Here is a 14,131-nt window from a genome sequence, read left to right as displayed (position 1 = left end):
CGGCGGACACCTCCCGGCCGCCCTCGAAAGGGGCTTGACCCGCCGCCACGAACCGCGTCGCATGCCGATCGTCGCCGTCGACGACACCGACTCCCGCGAGCGCGGGATGTGCACGACGTACGTCGCGACGCGGATCGCGGAGCGGCTCGCGGACGACGGGGGCCGAGTCCGCCGACGGCTGCTCGTGCGCCTGAACCCGGCCGTGAAGCACAAGACGCGCGGGAACGCCGCGGTCGCGCTCCACGTCTCCGGCGTCGACGCGGAGCGGGCCGCGACCCTCGCAGTCGAGACGGTCGAGGAGTTCGCCGCGGCCGCTGACCCCCGGACCTCCCCCGGCATCGTCGTCGCCGACCGCGACGTCGACGGCGACCCCTTCGACCCGACCGGGGAGCCGATCTCGGAGGCGGTCGCCGGATTCGCGCACCGCGCGCTCCGCGAGCGGCTCTCCGTCGCCGAGGCGGTCGACCTCGCCGACGAACACGGGTTCCGACACGCCGCGGTCGGCTCGGCGGGCGGGGCGGGCGAGGTGGATGCTGGGGCGGGCGAGAGGGACGATGCCGAGGCGGAGGCCGTCGCGGGACGGGGGCGGATCGGCGCGCTCGCGGCGGTCGGCGCGCCGGCGGCGTTCGACGACTGGACGTTCGAGCGGATCGCCTACCGCGAGCTCGACCGCTGCGGGACGCCCCGCGAGGTCGACGTCGAGAGCGTCTTCGCCGCCGCCGAGGAGGGGTACCCGACGGTCTGGGACACCGTCGACCGCGAGACCGGCGCCGCCGTCTGCGTCCCCAACGCCCCCGGGCCGATCCTCTACGGTATCCGGGGCGACGATGCGACCGCGTGTCGCGAGGTCGCGGCCGATATCGACGGCGAAACGGTCGACCGCGCCGCGACGTTCCTGACGAACCAGGGCACCGATGCCCACCTCGCGCCCGGGCGAATCGGGGGCCTCCGCGACGGCGCTGGCTACCGCGTCGCGGGCGTGGTGGCGAGCGCGCCGGAGACGAAACAAGGGGGGCACGTCCACGTCGACGTCGCGGCCGCGACGGGCGAAGGCGGTCCGGCCGCGGACCGCGACACCCTCCGCGCCGTCGCGTTCGCGCCCACGGGGCGGTTCCGCGACCGGGTGCGCGCGCTCCGGCCGGGCGACCGCGTCACCCTCTGCGGCGAACACGAGGTGCGAGAACACGAAGTGCGAGACGACGCGGACGGGCCCGAGAGCACGCTTAAGCTGGAGAAGTTCGCCGTCCGCGAGCTCGTCCGAACGGCGCCCGCGGTGCCGACGTGTCCCGACTGCGGGCGGTCGATGTCCTCGGCGGGGAGCGGGCAGGGGTACCGGTGTCGCGACTGCGGCACGAGCGCGCCGGGGAAGGTCGCGGAACCGATCGAGCGCGACCTCGAGGTCGGCTGGTACGAGGTGCCGCCGAGCGCGCGCCGCCACGTCGCGAAGCCCCTCGTCCGCGGCGGGTTCGACGCGCCGACGCACCCGGAGCGGTGACGCGGACCCGCCCGGAGCGATAACGCCCGCCCGGAGCGATGAAGTGGTCGCCGCCCGAGCGGCCGGACGTGACCGGAATCGTCTTCCACGCGACGGAGCGGCGCGACGCGGTCGTCGAGTTCTACCGCGAGCGGCTGAACGCGACCGTGCGGCTCGAACAGCCCGACTGCACGATCTTAGAGTTCGACGGGTTCCTGTTCGGGTTTTGCGAGCGTGAGGAGGCCGACGACTGCGGGATACTCACCTTCGTCTACCCGGACCGAGAGGGGGTCGACGCCGCCGCCGGTCGGCTGGGCGACGCGGTCGTGACGGAGCCGCGGGAGAACGAGACGTACGACATATACCAGTGTTTCGCCGAGGATCCGGAAGGGCGGACCGTCGAGTGTCAGGTCTTCCTTAACGACGCGGTCGACATCGAGTAGCCGCGCGTGCTACTCGTCGAGGGCGCGGGCCTCGCGCCACTCGGTCGCCCGCGCCTCGGCCGCGTCTCGGTCGTCGAACCGCACGCGCTCGTAGGCCGACTCGTCGGCCGCCTGCTCCATCACGTCGAGGCGGACGACGAAGCCGCCCGCCGCGCGCTCGCGGAGCCTGACGGTCGCGTACCCGTCCGACCGCTCCCACTCGGTGACCGTGCCGTCGTCGCGCTCCAGCGACCAGCTCATACCCGGGCGGACGCGCCCCGCGGCTAAAGCGGTGCGGTTCCGAGGCCGCGGCGCGGCGCCGAGTTCGGCGAGGCGGGTCGCGGCCGAGTCAGTCGCCCGCCGGCGACCGCTCGGCGCTCGACGACCGCTCCGGGGCCGGCGTGGCGGCGTACCCGCACACCGGGCAGACGACGTAGCCGAGCGAGTCGTACGGCACCGAGGTCGAGGGGGCGCGCACGTCGCAGTCGGGGCAGTCGAACGTCGCGGCGTTCTCGGTCGACATACTGTCTCGGAGCGACCGATCCGCCCTAGTTATGCGCCGCTTGCGGCCACGTCAACGCCATCCTACTTATATATCGAGACCGAATTCCGGCGCGTGACCGACGACGCACACGCGGGAGGGCCGGCGAAGGGGGCGGCGGAGGAGAGGGAGCCGACTCGACCGTCCGAGCGGCGACGCGAGCGGGCCGCGCAACGGCTGGACGAGGTCGACGCGGCGGGCCTGGTCGCGTTCCCGAGCCGCAACCTCCAGTACCTCACCGGCTTCGCGGAGGAGCCCGGCGAGCGGCACTTCTTCCTCGTCGTGCCGGCCGCGAGCGCGGCCGACCCCGAGCCGGCGCTGCTGGTGCCCGCGCTGTACGAGACGCAGGTCCGGGAGGCGACGGGCGTCGCGGAGGTGCGGACGTGGAGCGACGGCGACGACCCGGTCGCGGCGACGCGCGACCTGCTCGCGGACCGGGGGCTCGACGCCGGGCGGCTGCTCGTCGACGACACGATGTGGGCGCGGTTCACGCAGGACCTCCGCGCGGCGGCGCCCGACGCGACGTGGGGGCTCGCGAGCGAGGCGCTCGCCGGCCTCCGGGTCCGGAAGGACGAGGCCGAACTGGCGGCGCTGCGCGAGGCGGCCGCGGTCGCGGACGCGGTCGTCGGCGACCTCCGCGCGCTGGGCGCCGACGCCGTCGGCATGACCGAGGCCGCCCTGGCCGACCGGATCGCGGAGCGACTGACCGAGCGCGGCGGGCGCGGCGTCAGCTTCGAGACGGTCGTCGCGGCCGGCGAGAACGGCGCGAAGCCCCACCACGGGCACGCCGACCGCGAGATCCGGGCTGGCGAGCCGGTCGTCCTCGACTTCGGGACGCGCGTCGACGGCTACCCCTCCGACCAGACGCGGACGCTCGTCTTCGGCGGCGAGCCGAGCGAGGCGTACGCGGAGGTCCACGAGGTCGTGCGCGAGGCGCAGGCGGCCGGCGTGGAGGCGGTCGAGCCCGGGGTCCCCGCGTCGGCCGTCGACCGCGCCGCGCGCGACGTGATCGAGGCGGCGGGGCACGGGGACGCGTTCGTCCACCGGACCGGCCACGGCGTGGGGCTGGACGTCCACGAGGAGCCCTACCTCGTCGCCGGGAACGACCGCCCGCTGGAACCGGGAATGGTGTGTTCCGTCGAGCCCGGAATCTACCTCGACGGGCGCTTCGGCTGTCGGATCGAGGACCTCGTGGTCGTCACCGAGGACGGCTGCGAGCGGCTGAACCGGACCGACCGCGGATGGGAGTGACGGGAGATAGGCGAAGCGGTTCGCGACGGAGTCGAGTCGGCGGAAAGCGCGGAGACCGGCGTGTCGGCGTTCGACACGCGAGTGCGGGAGTCGTGTGCCTGCGCCCCCAACCGGAAATTACGCCCGGATAATATAACAGTATTACCGGATTATTTCGGGTGTGTTCTCGGTGTCGGACCGAGCCGGCGGCGGCCTCGCGGCTGCGCCCCCGCGGACCCCCGAACGGCATCGAAACCATTAGTGTCGCCCGAGCGGAACCGCGGGGCATGAGCGACACCGATTCGGACGAGGCGGACGAGGAGGCCGAAGCGGAGCCGGCCGTCGAGCTCGGGGACGGGCCGGACGTGGCCGGCGAGCCCGTCGCCCGCGTCGCGTCGCGGCTCACCTGGCCCGCGACGCGCAGCGACGTCCGCGAACAGGAGGGCGACGCCGAACTCCGGACGCCCGACGGCGCGCGCACGCTCGACGACGTGCTCGCGGAGAGCGAGGTCCCCCTCTTCGAGAGCCGGAGCGAGTTCGTTCAGGCGGTCGAGGATGTCGTCGGCCGCGGCCCGGTCGCGACCGAGTAGGCGTCGAGCGCGACGGCACTACCGAGATCCAGGAGCCGAGACGACGAGAGACGGTTACGATGGCGGTCGGCGCGCGCCTGCGAGCGGTCGCCCTCCGGCGACCGCGAGCCAGCGCGTGCGAGGGAGTCGGGCGACCGTCGCTCCGCTCCGGTCGCCCGACGAGGCTGGGGAGGCGTGAGGTGCGGGGCCGTGCGGGGCGGAACTCAGAGGCGCTTTGACGGCGTTCGCCGCCGATCCGTTGACCACCGTTTGTAACCGAGTGACCGGACCGCTGCCGGTGTTGGCCATCGACACGCCGACGACTGCGTATGGATAAACGACCCCGCCACCGAACTCCTACCCGCCCGCCCCGCTGCCGTCCGCTCCGCCACGATCCAGCCACGAGGTCGCGATCGACTCGAACGGCGCGGAGTAGCCCATCAGCGTCGTCCCCAGGACCGCCATCACGAGGACGTAGCCGACCGCGAACGCGTTGATCGTCCCCGCGAGCGCCGGATCGAACGAGCCCGCCTCCGCGCCGGTGACCGCGACCGTCGCGATGATCAGCGAGAACTCGCCGCGCGTGGTCATGCCGAGGCCGACCCGCGTCGACCGCCGGACGTCGAGGTCGAACGCCCGCCCCGCGAGGTAGCCGGTGACGACCTTCGTCGGCGTGGTCACGACCACGGCGAGCGCGACGAACACCGCGACGTCCGCGAACAGCGCGGGGTCCGTGACGAGCCCGATCCAGAAGAAGAACACCGCGGCGAAGAGGTCGCGGACCGGCTCCAGGATCGTCTCGATCGCGTGGGCCCGGTCCGTCGCGGAGAACGCCATTCCCACGAAGAAGGCCGCGACCGCCTCGCTGACGCCGAGCGCGAGCGCCGCGCCGGCGACGAACACGACCGCCGCCACGGCGCGCAGCGCCACGAACTCCCGGTTGTCCGTCGCGACGAGCCGGTCGAAGAGCGGGGCGCCGAACCGGACGACGCCGAGCAGGCCGACGATGAATCCGACCGCGATGCCCACGTCGGTCGCGGCCGCGGCGACGTCGCCGCCGCCGAGCACCAAGGCGGACGCGACCGCGAGGTAGACGGCGATGAACAGGTCCTCGTACACCAGGGTCCCGAGCAGCGGCTCCGCCTCGTCGTTGGCGATCCAGCCGAGGTCGATGAGGGACTTCGTGATCACCGCCGACGAGGAGATGTAGACGATCCCGGCGACCAGGAACGCCGGGAGGAACGCGTCGAAGACGAGCCAGCCGAGGACGAGTCCGACCCCGAAGTTGGCCAGGTCGATCGTTCCCGCGGTCCCGATCGGGCGCCACCGACCGAGCAGTCGGTCGAGGTTGAACTCCAGGCCGAGGAAGAAGAGGAGGAAGACGATCCCGAGCTCCGCGCCGAGCGCGATGAACTCCGTCTCGGGGACGTAGACGGTGCCGACGGCGGGAAGGGCGACCCGTCCGAGGACGAACTCCCCGACCAGCATCCCGACGAGGATGTACGCGGGGATCACGGACTGCCCGAGGCGGTTCGCGAGCCAGCCGGCGACCGCGACCGCGGCGAACATGACGCCGACGTCGAGCAGCGCCACTACCGGTCACCTCCGGGAGGGCGGACCGTAACGCCGAAACCGGCGGCGCCGTGCCGGCCTGTCATTCGGTGAGTATCGCTTCGAACGCCGCGCAGTTCTCGCGGGTGCCGACTCCGATGAGGGTGTCGCCCTCGCGGAGGGTGGTCTCGGCGCCCGGGCTGTCGAGCACCTCGTCGCCGCGCTGGATGGCGACGACGGCGAGCCCGGTCCGGTTGCCGATGTCGGCGCTCTCGAGCGTCTCGCCGACGAGCGGCGACCCGGGCGGGAGTTCGTACCACTCCAACAGGACGCCGCCCGGCAGCGTCGTCTCCTGCGTCTCCGGCTCGACCGGCTGGAAGTACGCCCCCTCGATGATCGAGCCGATGGTCCGGGCGAGGTCGTCGGAGAACTCGAACGCCCTCTCGGAGTCGGCGTCCGGATCGGTCCGCCGGAACACCTCTCGCTTGCCGGTGTTGTGGATGACGACGATCATCTCCTCGCCGCCGCCCAGTTCGATCTCGAACTTCTTGCCGACCCCCGGGAGGTCGGACTCGGTGACCGTCATACCGAGACCAGAGAGCCCACGGTAATATGTCTACACCTCTCGCCGGCGGACCCGCGTCAGCGGTCGGCGGGTCCCGTCAGCCGAGCGTCGGCCGCGCACCAAACGCTAAGTGGGGCGAGAGAAAGTGGATCGGTATGTGGCGCTCCCGGGGGGGTCGAGACCGGCAAACGGTGGTCTGTATCGCGTGCGGCGACTCGGTGGCACGGGAAGACGCCCGCGAGTACGACAAGGAGGGCGACCGCTGGAGCCGGCGCGACAAGGAGTTCGAGTACCTCTGTACCGACTGCGACGACGAGATATCGCACCAGCCCCGCGACGGGCTCGAATCGCTGATTCGCTCCATCGAGGCGGACGGACTCACCACCGAGGAGTTCCTCGACCGCTACGCGGACGCGGTCGCGGGCGACGCGGACGACCGGACCGACGAGGCCGACACCCGAGGGCGGTCGGACCGGAAACGCTCCGACCGCGACCGCTCCGACCGCGACCGCTCCGACCGCGACCGCTCCGACCGCGACCGCTCCGACCGCGACCGATAATGCTACCCGTCGGGGACCGGTACCCCGGCTCGTACGCATGAACGCCCTCCACGCGGTAGCCGCGGCTTCCGGCCCCGTTTCGACCGCTATCGACGCCGCCGACCCCGTTCCGACGGCCATCGGCGTCGGCGCACTGGCCCTCGGACTCGTGTTCCTCGCGCGCGGTGCGAGCGGTACCGTCGACGCGGTCGGCGTCCTCCGAGCGACGACGACGGGTCCGGCCGGGCTCGACGGCGACGAGCGAGCGGTGCGGATCACGGGACGAGCCGCCGCGATCGACGACGAGACGCTTCCCGCACCGTTCGGCGGCGATCCCGCCCTCTGCGTCGACTACGACGTCTCGGAGTTCCGCAGCCAGGGAGAGGGGCAGTCGTGGGTCACGATCGACGGGGGTGAGGCCGGCGTCCCGTTCCGCGTCGACGACGGCGGGACCGGGATCCGAGTCGACCCCGCGGCGGCGGCGTTCTCGCTCGACGTCGACGAGAAGATCAAGGTCGACGCCGACGAGGAGCCGCCGGAGCGCGTCCGAGGGTTCGTCGACGCGGTCGACGAGGTCGACGCCACGGAGACGGGGTACGAGGTGGGACCGGTCACGATCGGCGACGACCCCCGACGCCGGTACCTCCAGCGGACGCTCCGGCCGGGCGACGAGGTGACCGTCGTCGGTGACGCCGAGGCGTTCCCGGACGCGCCCGTCGGGGAGGTGAAATCGCGGATCGCGGACGGGTCGCCGTTCGTCGTCGCGGACGCGACCCCGCGGCGGACCGCGCTCCGACTGGTCGGCGCGTCGGCGGTTCCGATCGGCGGCGGCGCGGTCATGCTCGTCGTCGCGGCGGTGGCGCTGTCGCCGGTGGTCGCGGCGCTCGTCTGAGGTTCGATACGGGGTTCGTCCCGCCCGACAGGCCTTTCTAACGGACCCGCGTTGGTGGAGGTATGTCAGACGACGAGCCGAAGCCCGGGTCCGCCGAGGACCAGGGCCCCGTGACGATCACGCCGGCGCTCGCGGACCGACTCGCCGAGAAGCGCGAGGAGCTGTTCGAGGAGTTCGAGATCCGCGACGAGTTCCCGAGCGAGGTGCTCCGCGAAGCGGAGGCCCGGACCGAGGGCGTCTACGAGGAGATCGAGGCCGAGATCGACGAGCGCGAGGACCTCCGCGACCTCACTACCTGGACCACCGACCCGGTCGACGCGCAGGACTTCGACGACGCCATCTCCATCGAGCGCGAGGAGGGCGCCTACCGGCTGTGGGTCCACATCGCCGACGTGACCCACTACGTCACCCCGGACACCGCGATGTGGGAGGAGGCCGTCGAGCGCGCCAACACCGTCTACCTGCCCGACTACACGATCCACATGCTCCCGCCGGTGCTGGCCGAGACCGTCTGCTCGCTCGTCCCGAACGAGGACCGCCTCGCACACACCGTCGAGATGGAGATCGACGAGGAGACGCTCTCCTTCGAGGACATCGACATCTACAAGTCCGTGATCAACTCCGACGAACGGCTCACCTACTCCGAGTGCGAAGAGCGGCTCGAAGACCCCGATCTGCCGCTTGGCGAGGAGAATCAGCTGGCCTTCGAGCTCGCTGACCGCATGCACGAGCAGCGCAAGGCGGACGGCTCGCTCGTCTTGAACCCGCGCCGCGACCGCGCGCACACCATCATCGAGGAGTCGATGCTGAAGGCGAACAAGGCGGTGACGCACACCCTGATGTGGGACCGCGGCGTCGAGGCGATGTACCGCGTCCACCCGCAGCCCACCCCCGAGCAGTGGAACGAGGCGCTCAAGGAGATCCAGGAGCTCGACGGCGTCTCGATCCCCGGCGACGCGTGGGGCGACGACCCGCGGAAGGCGGTCAACGCCGCCTTAGAGGAGTCGCCAGAGCGCCAGCTCAACAAGATCCAGCGCGCCGTGTTGAAGGTGATGCCGCGCGCGAAGTACATGAACGACCCGTTCGGCGGCCACCACGCGCTCAACTTCGACATCTACGGGCACTTCACCTCGCCCATCCGCCGGCTGTCGGACACGATCAACCACTGGATCGTCCACGAGAACGACGTGCCCGAGACCCTCGTCGAACTCTGCGACCGCGCCAGCGACAAGCAGAAGGACGGCGAGACCGCCGAGCGGCTCTACAAGCAGTTCCTCGAAGAGCAGGGGCTCGACCCGCACGCGGTCAACAACCGCGGCGTCGAGGTCGTCGAGGACTCCGAGGCGGCGAAGCACACGGCGTAGCCTCTCGCGGCCGGGGTCGGGTAGCAGGCCGACCGTGCCGGCCCGCGAGACGCGACGCGCCGAGACATATACACCCGCTCGGCCGCAACGACCGGTATGACCGGCCACGAACACACCGACGCGGACCGACACGGGAAGGGCGCGCTCGAACCTACCGGCGACCCCGAGCGCGACGCGGAGCGCGCGGCGACGCTCGGCGGCTTCACCGGCGCGGTCCTCGGCGCCCGGGGGGGCCCGGTCGGCGCCGGGATCGGCGCGTTCCTCGGCGGGTCGACCGGCTACGCGGTCGGCTACGCCGTCAGCGAACTGGAGTCGGCGGCCGACGAGAGACGTGATTCGGGAGCCACCGACGGGTCAGACGGGTCCGAGCCGGACGGCGCCGAGTCCGACGAGGGGCCCGTGAGGATCGACGTCGAGTCCGAGGGGGACGCCGACGCAGACGACGAGACCGCAGACGACGAAACCGCGGACGACGAAACCGCGGACGACGAGACCGCAGACGACGACGAGACCGCAGACGACGAGTCGTGACCGATCCCGGGGTCGTCGCAGATACCGCCGCCGGATCCGAGCGCCCGCGAACGCCGGGCCGCCGTCGGGTCGAGCGGGGGGCGACGCGGCCGGCGGTCCGCTCAGTCCCGTCGCGTCGCGAACCGCGTGACAGCGGTCGCGGACAGCGAGCCGAGCGCCGCGATACCTGCCAGGACGACGAACAGCTCTCGGGGTCCGGCGCGGGTCAGGACCGTCCCGGCCAGCGTGGAACCGAGCGCGCCGATCCCGAAGATCCCGACGTACGTGTAGCCGAAGGAGAGGCCGCGCGCCTCGCTCGGGGAGTAGGCGGCGACCGTCGCCTGTGAGAGCGGTTGGACCGTGAACAGCGCGACGCCGAGCGCGAGCGACACCGCGACGAACGTCGCGACCGCGTCGGTCGCCGGAATGAAGAGCAGCGCGAGCAGCGACAGAGCGGCCATCACCGCAATGAGGCCCCGCTCCGGCGCCGCGCGGTCGGCGATCCGACCGCCGAGGTACTGTCCGAACACGCCGACCGAGAGGACCGCGACGTACAGGTAGCGGCCCACGTCGAACTGGTCGGCGTACGGGCTGTCGGGGTCGACGAGTCGGAGGTCGACGAGGCCGCCGAGCGCGTCGCCGAGGAGGTCAGGGAGGAACGTGAGGAACGTCCGGTAGTAGAGCCCGCTGAACGTGACGAACGCGAACACGATCAGGAAGCCGCCGGCGAGCAGGGCGCGCGTGTCCGTCGCGATCGACGACAGCGAGACCTCGCCTTTCGTGCCGCCGGACGACGCCCCGCCGTCGGAACTCCCCGCTTCGGCCGAATTCTCCGCGTCGGTCACATTCCCCGCTTCGGCCGAACTCCCCGTTTCGTCGACGGTGACGCCGTACGCGGCGACGACGACCGCGGGCAGCGCGAGCGCCGCAGTCACCAGCCGCCAGTCGAACGCCAGGAGCAGCAGCGCGGTCGCCAGCGGGCCGAGCGCGATCCCGAGGTTCCCGCCGATCCCGTGGTAGCCGAGCGCGGTCCCGCGCCGGTCGATCGACTTCGAGATCAGCGACAGCCCCGCGGGGTGGTAGACGCTGGCGGTGAGCCCCCAGCACGCGACGGCGACGGCGAGGACCGGGAGCGTCGGCGCGACGCTCACGAGGAGGAACGACCCCGCCATCCCCGTGAGACAGGCGAGGATGAGCGGCTTCGACCCGAACCGGTCGACCAGGATGCCGCCCGGGAGCGCGCCGACCCCGAACAGCCCGTAGCCGAGGGTGACGACGACGCCGAGGGCGGCGGCGGTCGTGGAGAACTCCCCGATCCACACCGTCAGCAGAATCGGGATCGACAGCTCGTAGGTGTGGACGAGCCCGTGCGATCCCGCGGTGAACCCGACGATCCGTCGCTCGGCGGCGTCCATGTGAGCCGACGGTTCGGCGGGTCCGCTGATAACCTCCGGGGTAGCCGCCGCGGTTGCCGAGAGTCCGGGGACGATTGCGGGCCGGCGGGGCCACTGCGGGGGAGCCTACAGCGACGACGTGTACAGCAGCAGGCCGACGGCGACGATCGAGACCAGCAGGATCCACCCGACCATGATGGCCCCCATCTGACGGTGCGTGAGGTTCGTGCCCTCGAGTATCTCGGAGACGCCCATACGTCGCCAAACTTACTCGGGGTATATAAGCGGACTGGGTCCGGGAGGTAGCAACGGCAAGCCGGCCGATCGGCCGCTGGTCGTCACGCTGAAGCGCGGTCAGTGAGAAGCGTCGATATTCGATGGACTACCTGGTCTCCGATCTCCACCTCGACCACGGCAACGTCATCGGCTACTGCGATCGACCGTTCGGCTCGGTCGAGGAGATGAACGAGACGCTGGTCGAGCGGTGGAATCGCGTCGTCGATCCGACTGACGAGGTGTTGTACGGTGGCGACCTGACGATCCGGGATTCAGCGGGAGCCCTGTTGGACCGGCTCGACGAACTCGACGGGGAGCTCGTCTTCCTCATCGGGAACCACGACGGGACGATACTGGAGCGGTTAGACGGGGTTCAGTTCGTCGAGGAGTGCCGCTTCGAGCATCGCGGAGTCCCGTTCCACGCCGTCCATGACCCGGCAGACGGGCCGTCGAACCCGAAGGGGTGGACACTCCACGGCCACCACCACAACAATTGGCCGGATCGGTTCTCCTTCATCGACCACGACGCCCGCCGTGTGAACTTTTCCGTCGAACTGCTGGACTACCGTCCGCTGGCGTTCGATAGGCTGGTCGACTACCTGGCCCTCGGTGAGCGGTTCCCGGATCGAACCGCCGCAGAGAACGCGCTGTCGACGCAGAACTCCGCGGGAAGCGGAGTGGACTCGCGGGGGTCCCGCGAGCGAACGGAGTGAGCGAGTGGGACCACGCGAGGGAACGACTGAACGACCGAAGGGAGTGAAGAAGTGGACTCGCGGGGATTTGAACCCCGGGCCTCTTCCTTGCGAAGGAAGCGATCTGCCACTGATCTACGAGCCCTCATCACGAATCAATCCCCGTTCGTATTTGTACCTTACCTTTCGCTGACCGGTGCGGGAGACGCTCACATCCGGGAACCGAACCGGTTCGGGGAGTCACCGGAGACGCCGCGAAGCCGACCGGCACCGACGGGGTTACATATCCAGCGCGGGAACTATCGGCTCCAGCGGTCTCCGGTCGGTTCCGCCGACTGATTAACGTTCCTGAGATGCGTTCCACATTCGTTACCCTTTTGCCCGCTGACGACCGAGCGTATCGTATGTCAGACGCGACGGCGACCGACGCGGCGGCCGACGTGGACCCGGCCGCGCTCGCGGCCCTCAAACACGTCGGGCTGGTCGGCGGCCTCTCCGAGACGAAGGTGTCGTGCGCGGCGCTCGGCGACCGGCTCGACGCCTCCACGCAGACCGCCTCTCGACGCCTCCAGACGCTCGAATCCGCGGGCTACGTCGAGCGCGACGTGGTCAGCGACGGGCAGTGGGTCCGGGTGACGGACGCGGGCGAGGCCGCGCTCCGCGCGGAGTACGCCGACTACCGCCGGCTGTTCGAGTCGGACGTCGAGCTCTCGCTCCGCGGCTCGGTCACCGGCGGGATGGGCGAGGGGCGCCACTACATCACGCTGCCGGGCTACGCCGAGCAGTTCCGCGAGCGGCTGGGCTACGACCCGTTCCCGGGCACGCTCAACGTCGACCTCACCGAGGAGAGCGTCCGCCGGCGCGGCGAGATGGCCGGCATCGACGCCGTCCCCATCGACGCGTGGGAGGGCGAGGACCGCACCTACGGCGCCGCCACCTGCTACGGGGTCACCCTCGTCGCGGACGGCGAGCGCTACGAGGAGGTCCACGCCATCGTCCCCGACCGGACCCACCACGACGACGACCAGCTCGAACTGATCGCGCCGGACCGCCTGCGCGACGCGCTCGACCTCGCGGACGGCGACACCGTGGAGGTGCGCGTCGAGCCGGCGAGCCGCGCGGACGAGCCCGACGCGACCGCCGTGGAGACGGAGGCCGCCTGATGCGCGCCGACGTCGACGCCGACGCGAAGGCGAGTCCGGGCGCCGGCGAGTCGACCGACGCCGCCGAGTCCGCGGACGCGGCCGACCCCGTCGAGCGCGCGCTCGACGCCTTCCGCGCCGGCGACCCCGTCTGCGTCCACGACTTCGCGGACCGCGAGGGCGAGACGGACATCGTCTACCCGGCCGGCGCGGTCGACGAGGCCGCGGTCGCGCACATGCGAAACGACGCGGGCGGGCTGATCTGCGTGGCCGTCAGCGACGCGGTCGGCGACGCGTTCGACCTGCCGTTCCTCGCGGACGCGCTCGACCACCCGGCGGTCGACGACGACCCCGACTACGACGACCGGTCCTCGTTCTCGCTGCCCGTGAACCACCGCGAGACGTTCACCGGGATCACGGACGCGGACCGCGCGAGGACCATCGTGGAGGTGGCGAACGCGGCCGGCCGCGTCCGCGACGACCCGACCGGCTACGGGCCCGAGGACTTCGCGGCGGAGTTCCGCGCGCCCGGTCACGTCCACGTCCTGCGCGGCGACCGCGACGGGCTCGCGGGGCGGACCGGTCACACCGAACTCGGCCTCGCGATGGCCGAGGCCGTGGGCGCCGCGCCCGCCGCCGTGGTCTGCGAGATGCTCGACGACGAGACCGGCGACGCGCTCGCGCCCGCGGACGCCGCCGCCTACGCGGCCCGCCGCGACATTCCCTACGTCGAGGGCGCGGCCCTCGTCGAGGCGCTGAAGTAATCGACTTTTGATGCGGTCGGCGCGCGCCTGCGAGCGGTCGCCCCCGGCGACCGCGAGCCAGCGCGTGCGAGGGAGTCAGTCGCCCGGAGCGAAGCGGAGGGCAACTGACGAGGCTGGGGAGGTATGAGGTGCGGTGCTGTGCTGTGCGGGGTGAGACTCGAAGGGGCAGTCGCGAGGGCGCCGTAGGCGACGCAAGCACCGCAGGA

Annotated in this window: 17 protein-coding genes and 1 tRNA gene; 11 read left to right on the top strand and 7 right to left on the bottom strand. The window is 71.7% G+C overall.

What is annotated here, in order from left to right:
- Positions 1 to 61: 61 nt before the first annotated feature.
- The gene (locus EXE45_RS07975; protein ID WP_137694006.1) at positions 62 to 1,495 is read left to right on the top strand and encodes a tRNA(Ile)(2)-agmatinylcytidine synthase; all 1,434 of its coding nucleotides are present in this window, start codon (positions 62 to 64) and stop codon (positions 1,493 to 1,495) included.
- 68 nt (positions 1,496 to 1,563) lie between these two features.
- Positions 1,564 to 1,917 (top strand): glyoxalase, encoded by a 354-nt coding sequence (locus EXE45_RS07970; RefSeq protein ID WP_092921314.1) that lies wholly within the window; start codon positions 1,564 to 1,566, stop codon positions 1,915 to 1,917.
- A gap of 9 nt (positions 1,918 to 1,926) precedes the next feature.
- Here the strand turns inward: EXE45_RS07970 and EXE45_RS07965 are convergent, their stop codons facing one another.
- Both EXE45_RS07965 and EXE45_RS20395 read right to left on the bottom strand, forming a co-directional pair.
- Complete coding sequence (locus tag EXE45_RS07965) at positions 1,927 to 2,157, bottom strand: hypothetical protein (RefSeq protein ID WP_092920688.1); 231 nt, start codon at positions 2,155 to 2,157, stop codon at positions 1,927 to 1,929.
- 88 nt (positions 2,158 to 2,245) lie between these two features.
- Entirely contained in the window at positions 2,246 to 2,419 is a 174-nt protein-coding gene (locus tag EXE45_RS20395; RefSeq protein ID WP_199233601.1) for a hypothetical protein, read from the bottom strand.
- A 93-nt stretch (positions 2,420 to 2,512) separates the two neighbouring features.
- Here EXE45_RS20395 and EXE45_RS07960 point away from each other — a divergent pair, with 93 nt between their 5' ends.
- Together EXE45_RS07960 and EXE45_RS07955 are read left to right on the top strand one after the other, a co-directional pair.
- Positions 2,513 to 3,688: an aminopeptidase P family protein gene (locus EXE45_RS07960; RefSeq protein WP_137694005.1), complete on the top strand. Its 1,176-nt coding sequence runs from the start codon at positions 2,513 to 2,515 to the stop codon at positions 3,686 to 3,688.
- A gap of 266 nt (positions 3,689 to 3,954) precedes the next feature.
- On the top strand, positions 3,955 to 4,257 hold the full coding sequence (locus tag EXE45_RS07955) for a DUF5789 family protein (RefSeq protein ID WP_092920686.1): 303 nt from the start codon (positions 3,955 to 3,957) through the stop codon (positions 4,255 to 4,257).
- 336 nt (positions 4,258 to 4,593) lie between these two features.
- Here EXE45_RS07955 and EXE45_RS07950 read toward each other — a convergent pair whose 3' ends face one another.
- Positions 4,594 to 5,829, bottom strand: coding sequence for a cation:proton antiporter (locus EXE45_RS07950; protein ID WP_092920685.1), 1,236 nt, complete (start codon positions 5,827 to 5,829; stop codon positions 4,594 to 4,596).
- A 61-nt stretch (positions 5,830 to 5,890) separates the two neighbouring features.
- Complete coding sequence (locus tag EXE45_RS07945) at positions 5,891 to 6,373, bottom strand: cation:proton antiporter regulatory subunit (RefSeq protein WP_092920684.1); 483 nt, start codon at positions 6,371 to 6,373, stop codon at positions 5,891 to 5,893.
- Between the two features lie 134 nt (positions 6,374 to 6,507).
- On the opposite strand from EXE45_RS07945, the gene EXE45_RS07940 reads away from it, so the two are divergent.
- The 4 genes from EXE45_RS07940 (at position 6,508) to EXE45_RS07925 (ending at position 9,678) form a co-directional block, all read left to right on the top strand.
- The gene (locus tag EXE45_RS07940; protein WP_137694004.1) at positions 6,508 to 6,912 is read left to right on the top strand and encodes a hypothetical protein; all 405 of its coding nucleotides are present in this window, start codon (positions 6,508 to 6,510) and stop codon (positions 6,910 to 6,912) included.
- Positions 6,913 to 6,949: 37 nt separating this feature from the next.
- Positions 6,950 to 7,783, top strand: a complete 834-nt coding sequence (locus EXE45_RS07935) for a hypothetical protein (protein WP_092920682.1) — start codon at positions 6,950 to 6,952, stop codon at positions 7,781 to 7,783.
- A 62-nt stretch (positions 7,784 to 7,845) separates the two neighbouring features.
- Positions 7,846 to 9,147, top strand: coding sequence for a ribonuclease catalytic domain-containing protein (locus EXE45_RS07930; protein ID WP_137694003.1), 1,302 nt, complete (start codon positions 7,846 to 7,848; stop codon positions 9,145 to 9,147).
- Between the two features lie 96 nt (positions 9,148 to 9,243).
- Complete coding sequence (locus EXE45_RS07925) at positions 9,244 to 9,678, top strand: hypothetical protein (protein WP_137694002.1); 435 nt, start codon at positions 9,244 to 9,246, stop codon at positions 9,676 to 9,678.
- A 101-nt stretch (positions 9,679 to 9,779) separates the two neighbouring features.
- Here the strand turns inward: EXE45_RS07925 and EXE45_RS07920 are convergent, their stop codons facing one another.
- Positions 9,780 to 11,072 (bottom strand): MFS transporter, encoded by a 1,293-nt coding sequence (locus tag EXE45_RS07920; protein WP_137694001.1) that lies wholly within the window; start codon positions 11,070 to 11,072, stop codon positions 9,780 to 9,782.
- 105 nt (positions 11,073 to 11,177) lie between these two features.
- Positions 11,178 to 11,306, bottom strand: coding sequence for a hypothetical protein (locus EXE45_RS21690; protein WP_255510257.1), 129 nt, complete (start codon positions 11,304 to 11,306; stop codon positions 11,178 to 11,180).
- Between the two features lie 122 nt (positions 11,307 to 11,428).
- On the opposite strand from EXE45_RS21690, the gene EXE45_RS07915 reads away from it, so the two are divergent.
- Complete coding sequence (locus EXE45_RS07915; RefSeq protein ID WP_137694000.1) at positions 11,429 to 12,040, top strand: metallophosphoesterase; 612 nt, start codon at positions 11,429 to 11,431, stop codon at positions 12,038 to 12,040.
- 52 nt (positions 12,041 to 12,092) lie between these two features.
- Here the strand turns inward: EXE45_RS07915 and EXE45_RS07910 are convergent.
- Positions 12,093 to 12,164 (bottom strand) — tRNA-Ala (locus tag EXE45_RS07910).
- A gap of 259 nt (positions 12,165 to 12,423) precedes the next feature.
- Between EXE45_RS07910 and EXE45_RS07905 the strand changes: the two genes are divergently transcribed.
- Positions 12,424 to 13,182, top strand: a complete 759-nt coding sequence (locus EXE45_RS07905) for a DUF120 domain-containing protein (protein WP_137693999.1) — start codon at positions 12,424 to 12,426, stop codon at positions 13,180 to 13,182.
- A complete protein-coding gene (gene ribB, locus EXE45_RS07900) occupies positions 13,182 to 13,925 on the top strand; it encodes a 3,4-dihydroxy-2-butanone-4-phosphate synthase (protein WP_137693998.1) in 744 nt (247 codons plus the stop codon). The genes EXE45_RS07905 and ribB overlap by 1 nt, the downstream gene beginning before the upstream one ends.
- Positions 13,926 to 14,131: the final 206 nt, after the last annotated feature.

Origin of the sequence: Halorubrum sp. SP9 (genome assembly GCF_005435015.1) — an archaeon.
In the GTDB taxonomy this organism is placed as follows: domain Archaea; phylum Halobacteriota; class Halobacteria; order Halobacteriales; family Haloferacaceae; genus Halorubrum; species Halorubrum sodomense.
Note: the sequence above shows the minus strand (reverse complement) of the source record. Positions and strands in the feature narration are given on the sequence as shown.

Bases quoted from the DNA above. Each gene is read 5' to 3' on its own strand.
- EXE45_RS07975 (WP_137694006.1), top strand. From the start codon at position 62: ATGCCGATCGTCGCCGTCGACGACACCGACTCCCGCGAGCGCGGGATG.
- EXE45_RS07965 (WP_092920688.1), bottom strand. From the start codon at position 2,157: ATGAGCTGGTCGCTGGAGCGCGACGACGGCACGGTCACCGAGTGGGAG.
- EXE45_RS20395 (WP_199233601.1), bottom strand. From the start codon at position 2,419: ATGTCGACCGAGAACGCCGCGACGTTCGACTGCCCCGACTGCGACGTG.
- EXE45_RS07955 (WP_092920686.1), top strand. From the start codon at position 3,955: ATGAGCGACACCGATTCGGACGAGGCGGACGAGGAGGCCGAAGCGGAG.
- EXE45_RS07945 (WP_092920684.1), bottom strand. From the start codon at position 6,373: ATGACGGTCACCGAGTCCGACCTCCCGGGGGTCGGCAAGAAGTTCGAG.
- EXE45_RS07940 (WP_137694004.1), top strand. From the start codon at position 6,508: ATGTGGCGCTCCCGGGGGGGTCGAGACCGGCAAACGGTGGTCTGTATC.
- EXE45_RS07935 (WP_092920682.1), top strand. From the start codon at position 6,950: ATGAACGCCCTCCACGCGGTAGCCGCGGCTTCCGGCCCCGTTTCGACC.
- EXE45_RS07930 (WP_137694003.1), top strand. From the start codon at position 7,846: ATGTCAGACGACGAGCCGAAGCCCGGGTCCGCCGAGGACCAGGGCCCC.
- EXE45_RS07925 (WP_137694002.1), top strand. From the start codon at position 9,244: ATGACCGGCCACGAACACACCGACGCGGACCGACACGGGAAGGGCGCG.
- EXE45_RS07920 (WP_137694001.1), bottom strand. From the start codon at position 11,072: ATGGACGCCGCCGAGCGACGGATCGTCGGGTTCACCGCGGGATCGCAC.
- EXE45_RS21690 (WP_255510257.1), bottom strand. From the start codon at position 11,306: ATGGGCGTCTCCGAGATACTCGAGGGCACGAACCTCACGCACCGTCAG.
- EXE45_RS07915 (WP_137694000.1), top strand. From the start codon at position 11,429: ATGGACTACCTGGTCTCCGATCTCCACCTCGACCACGGCAACGTCATC.
- EXE45_RS07905 (WP_137693999.1), top strand. From the start codon at position 12,424: ATGTCAGACGCGACGGCGACCGACGCGGCGGCCGACGTGGACCCGGCC.
- ribB (WP_137693998.1), top strand. From the start codon at position 13,182: ATGCGCGCCGACGTCGACGCCGACGCGAAGGCGAGTCCGGGCGCCGGC.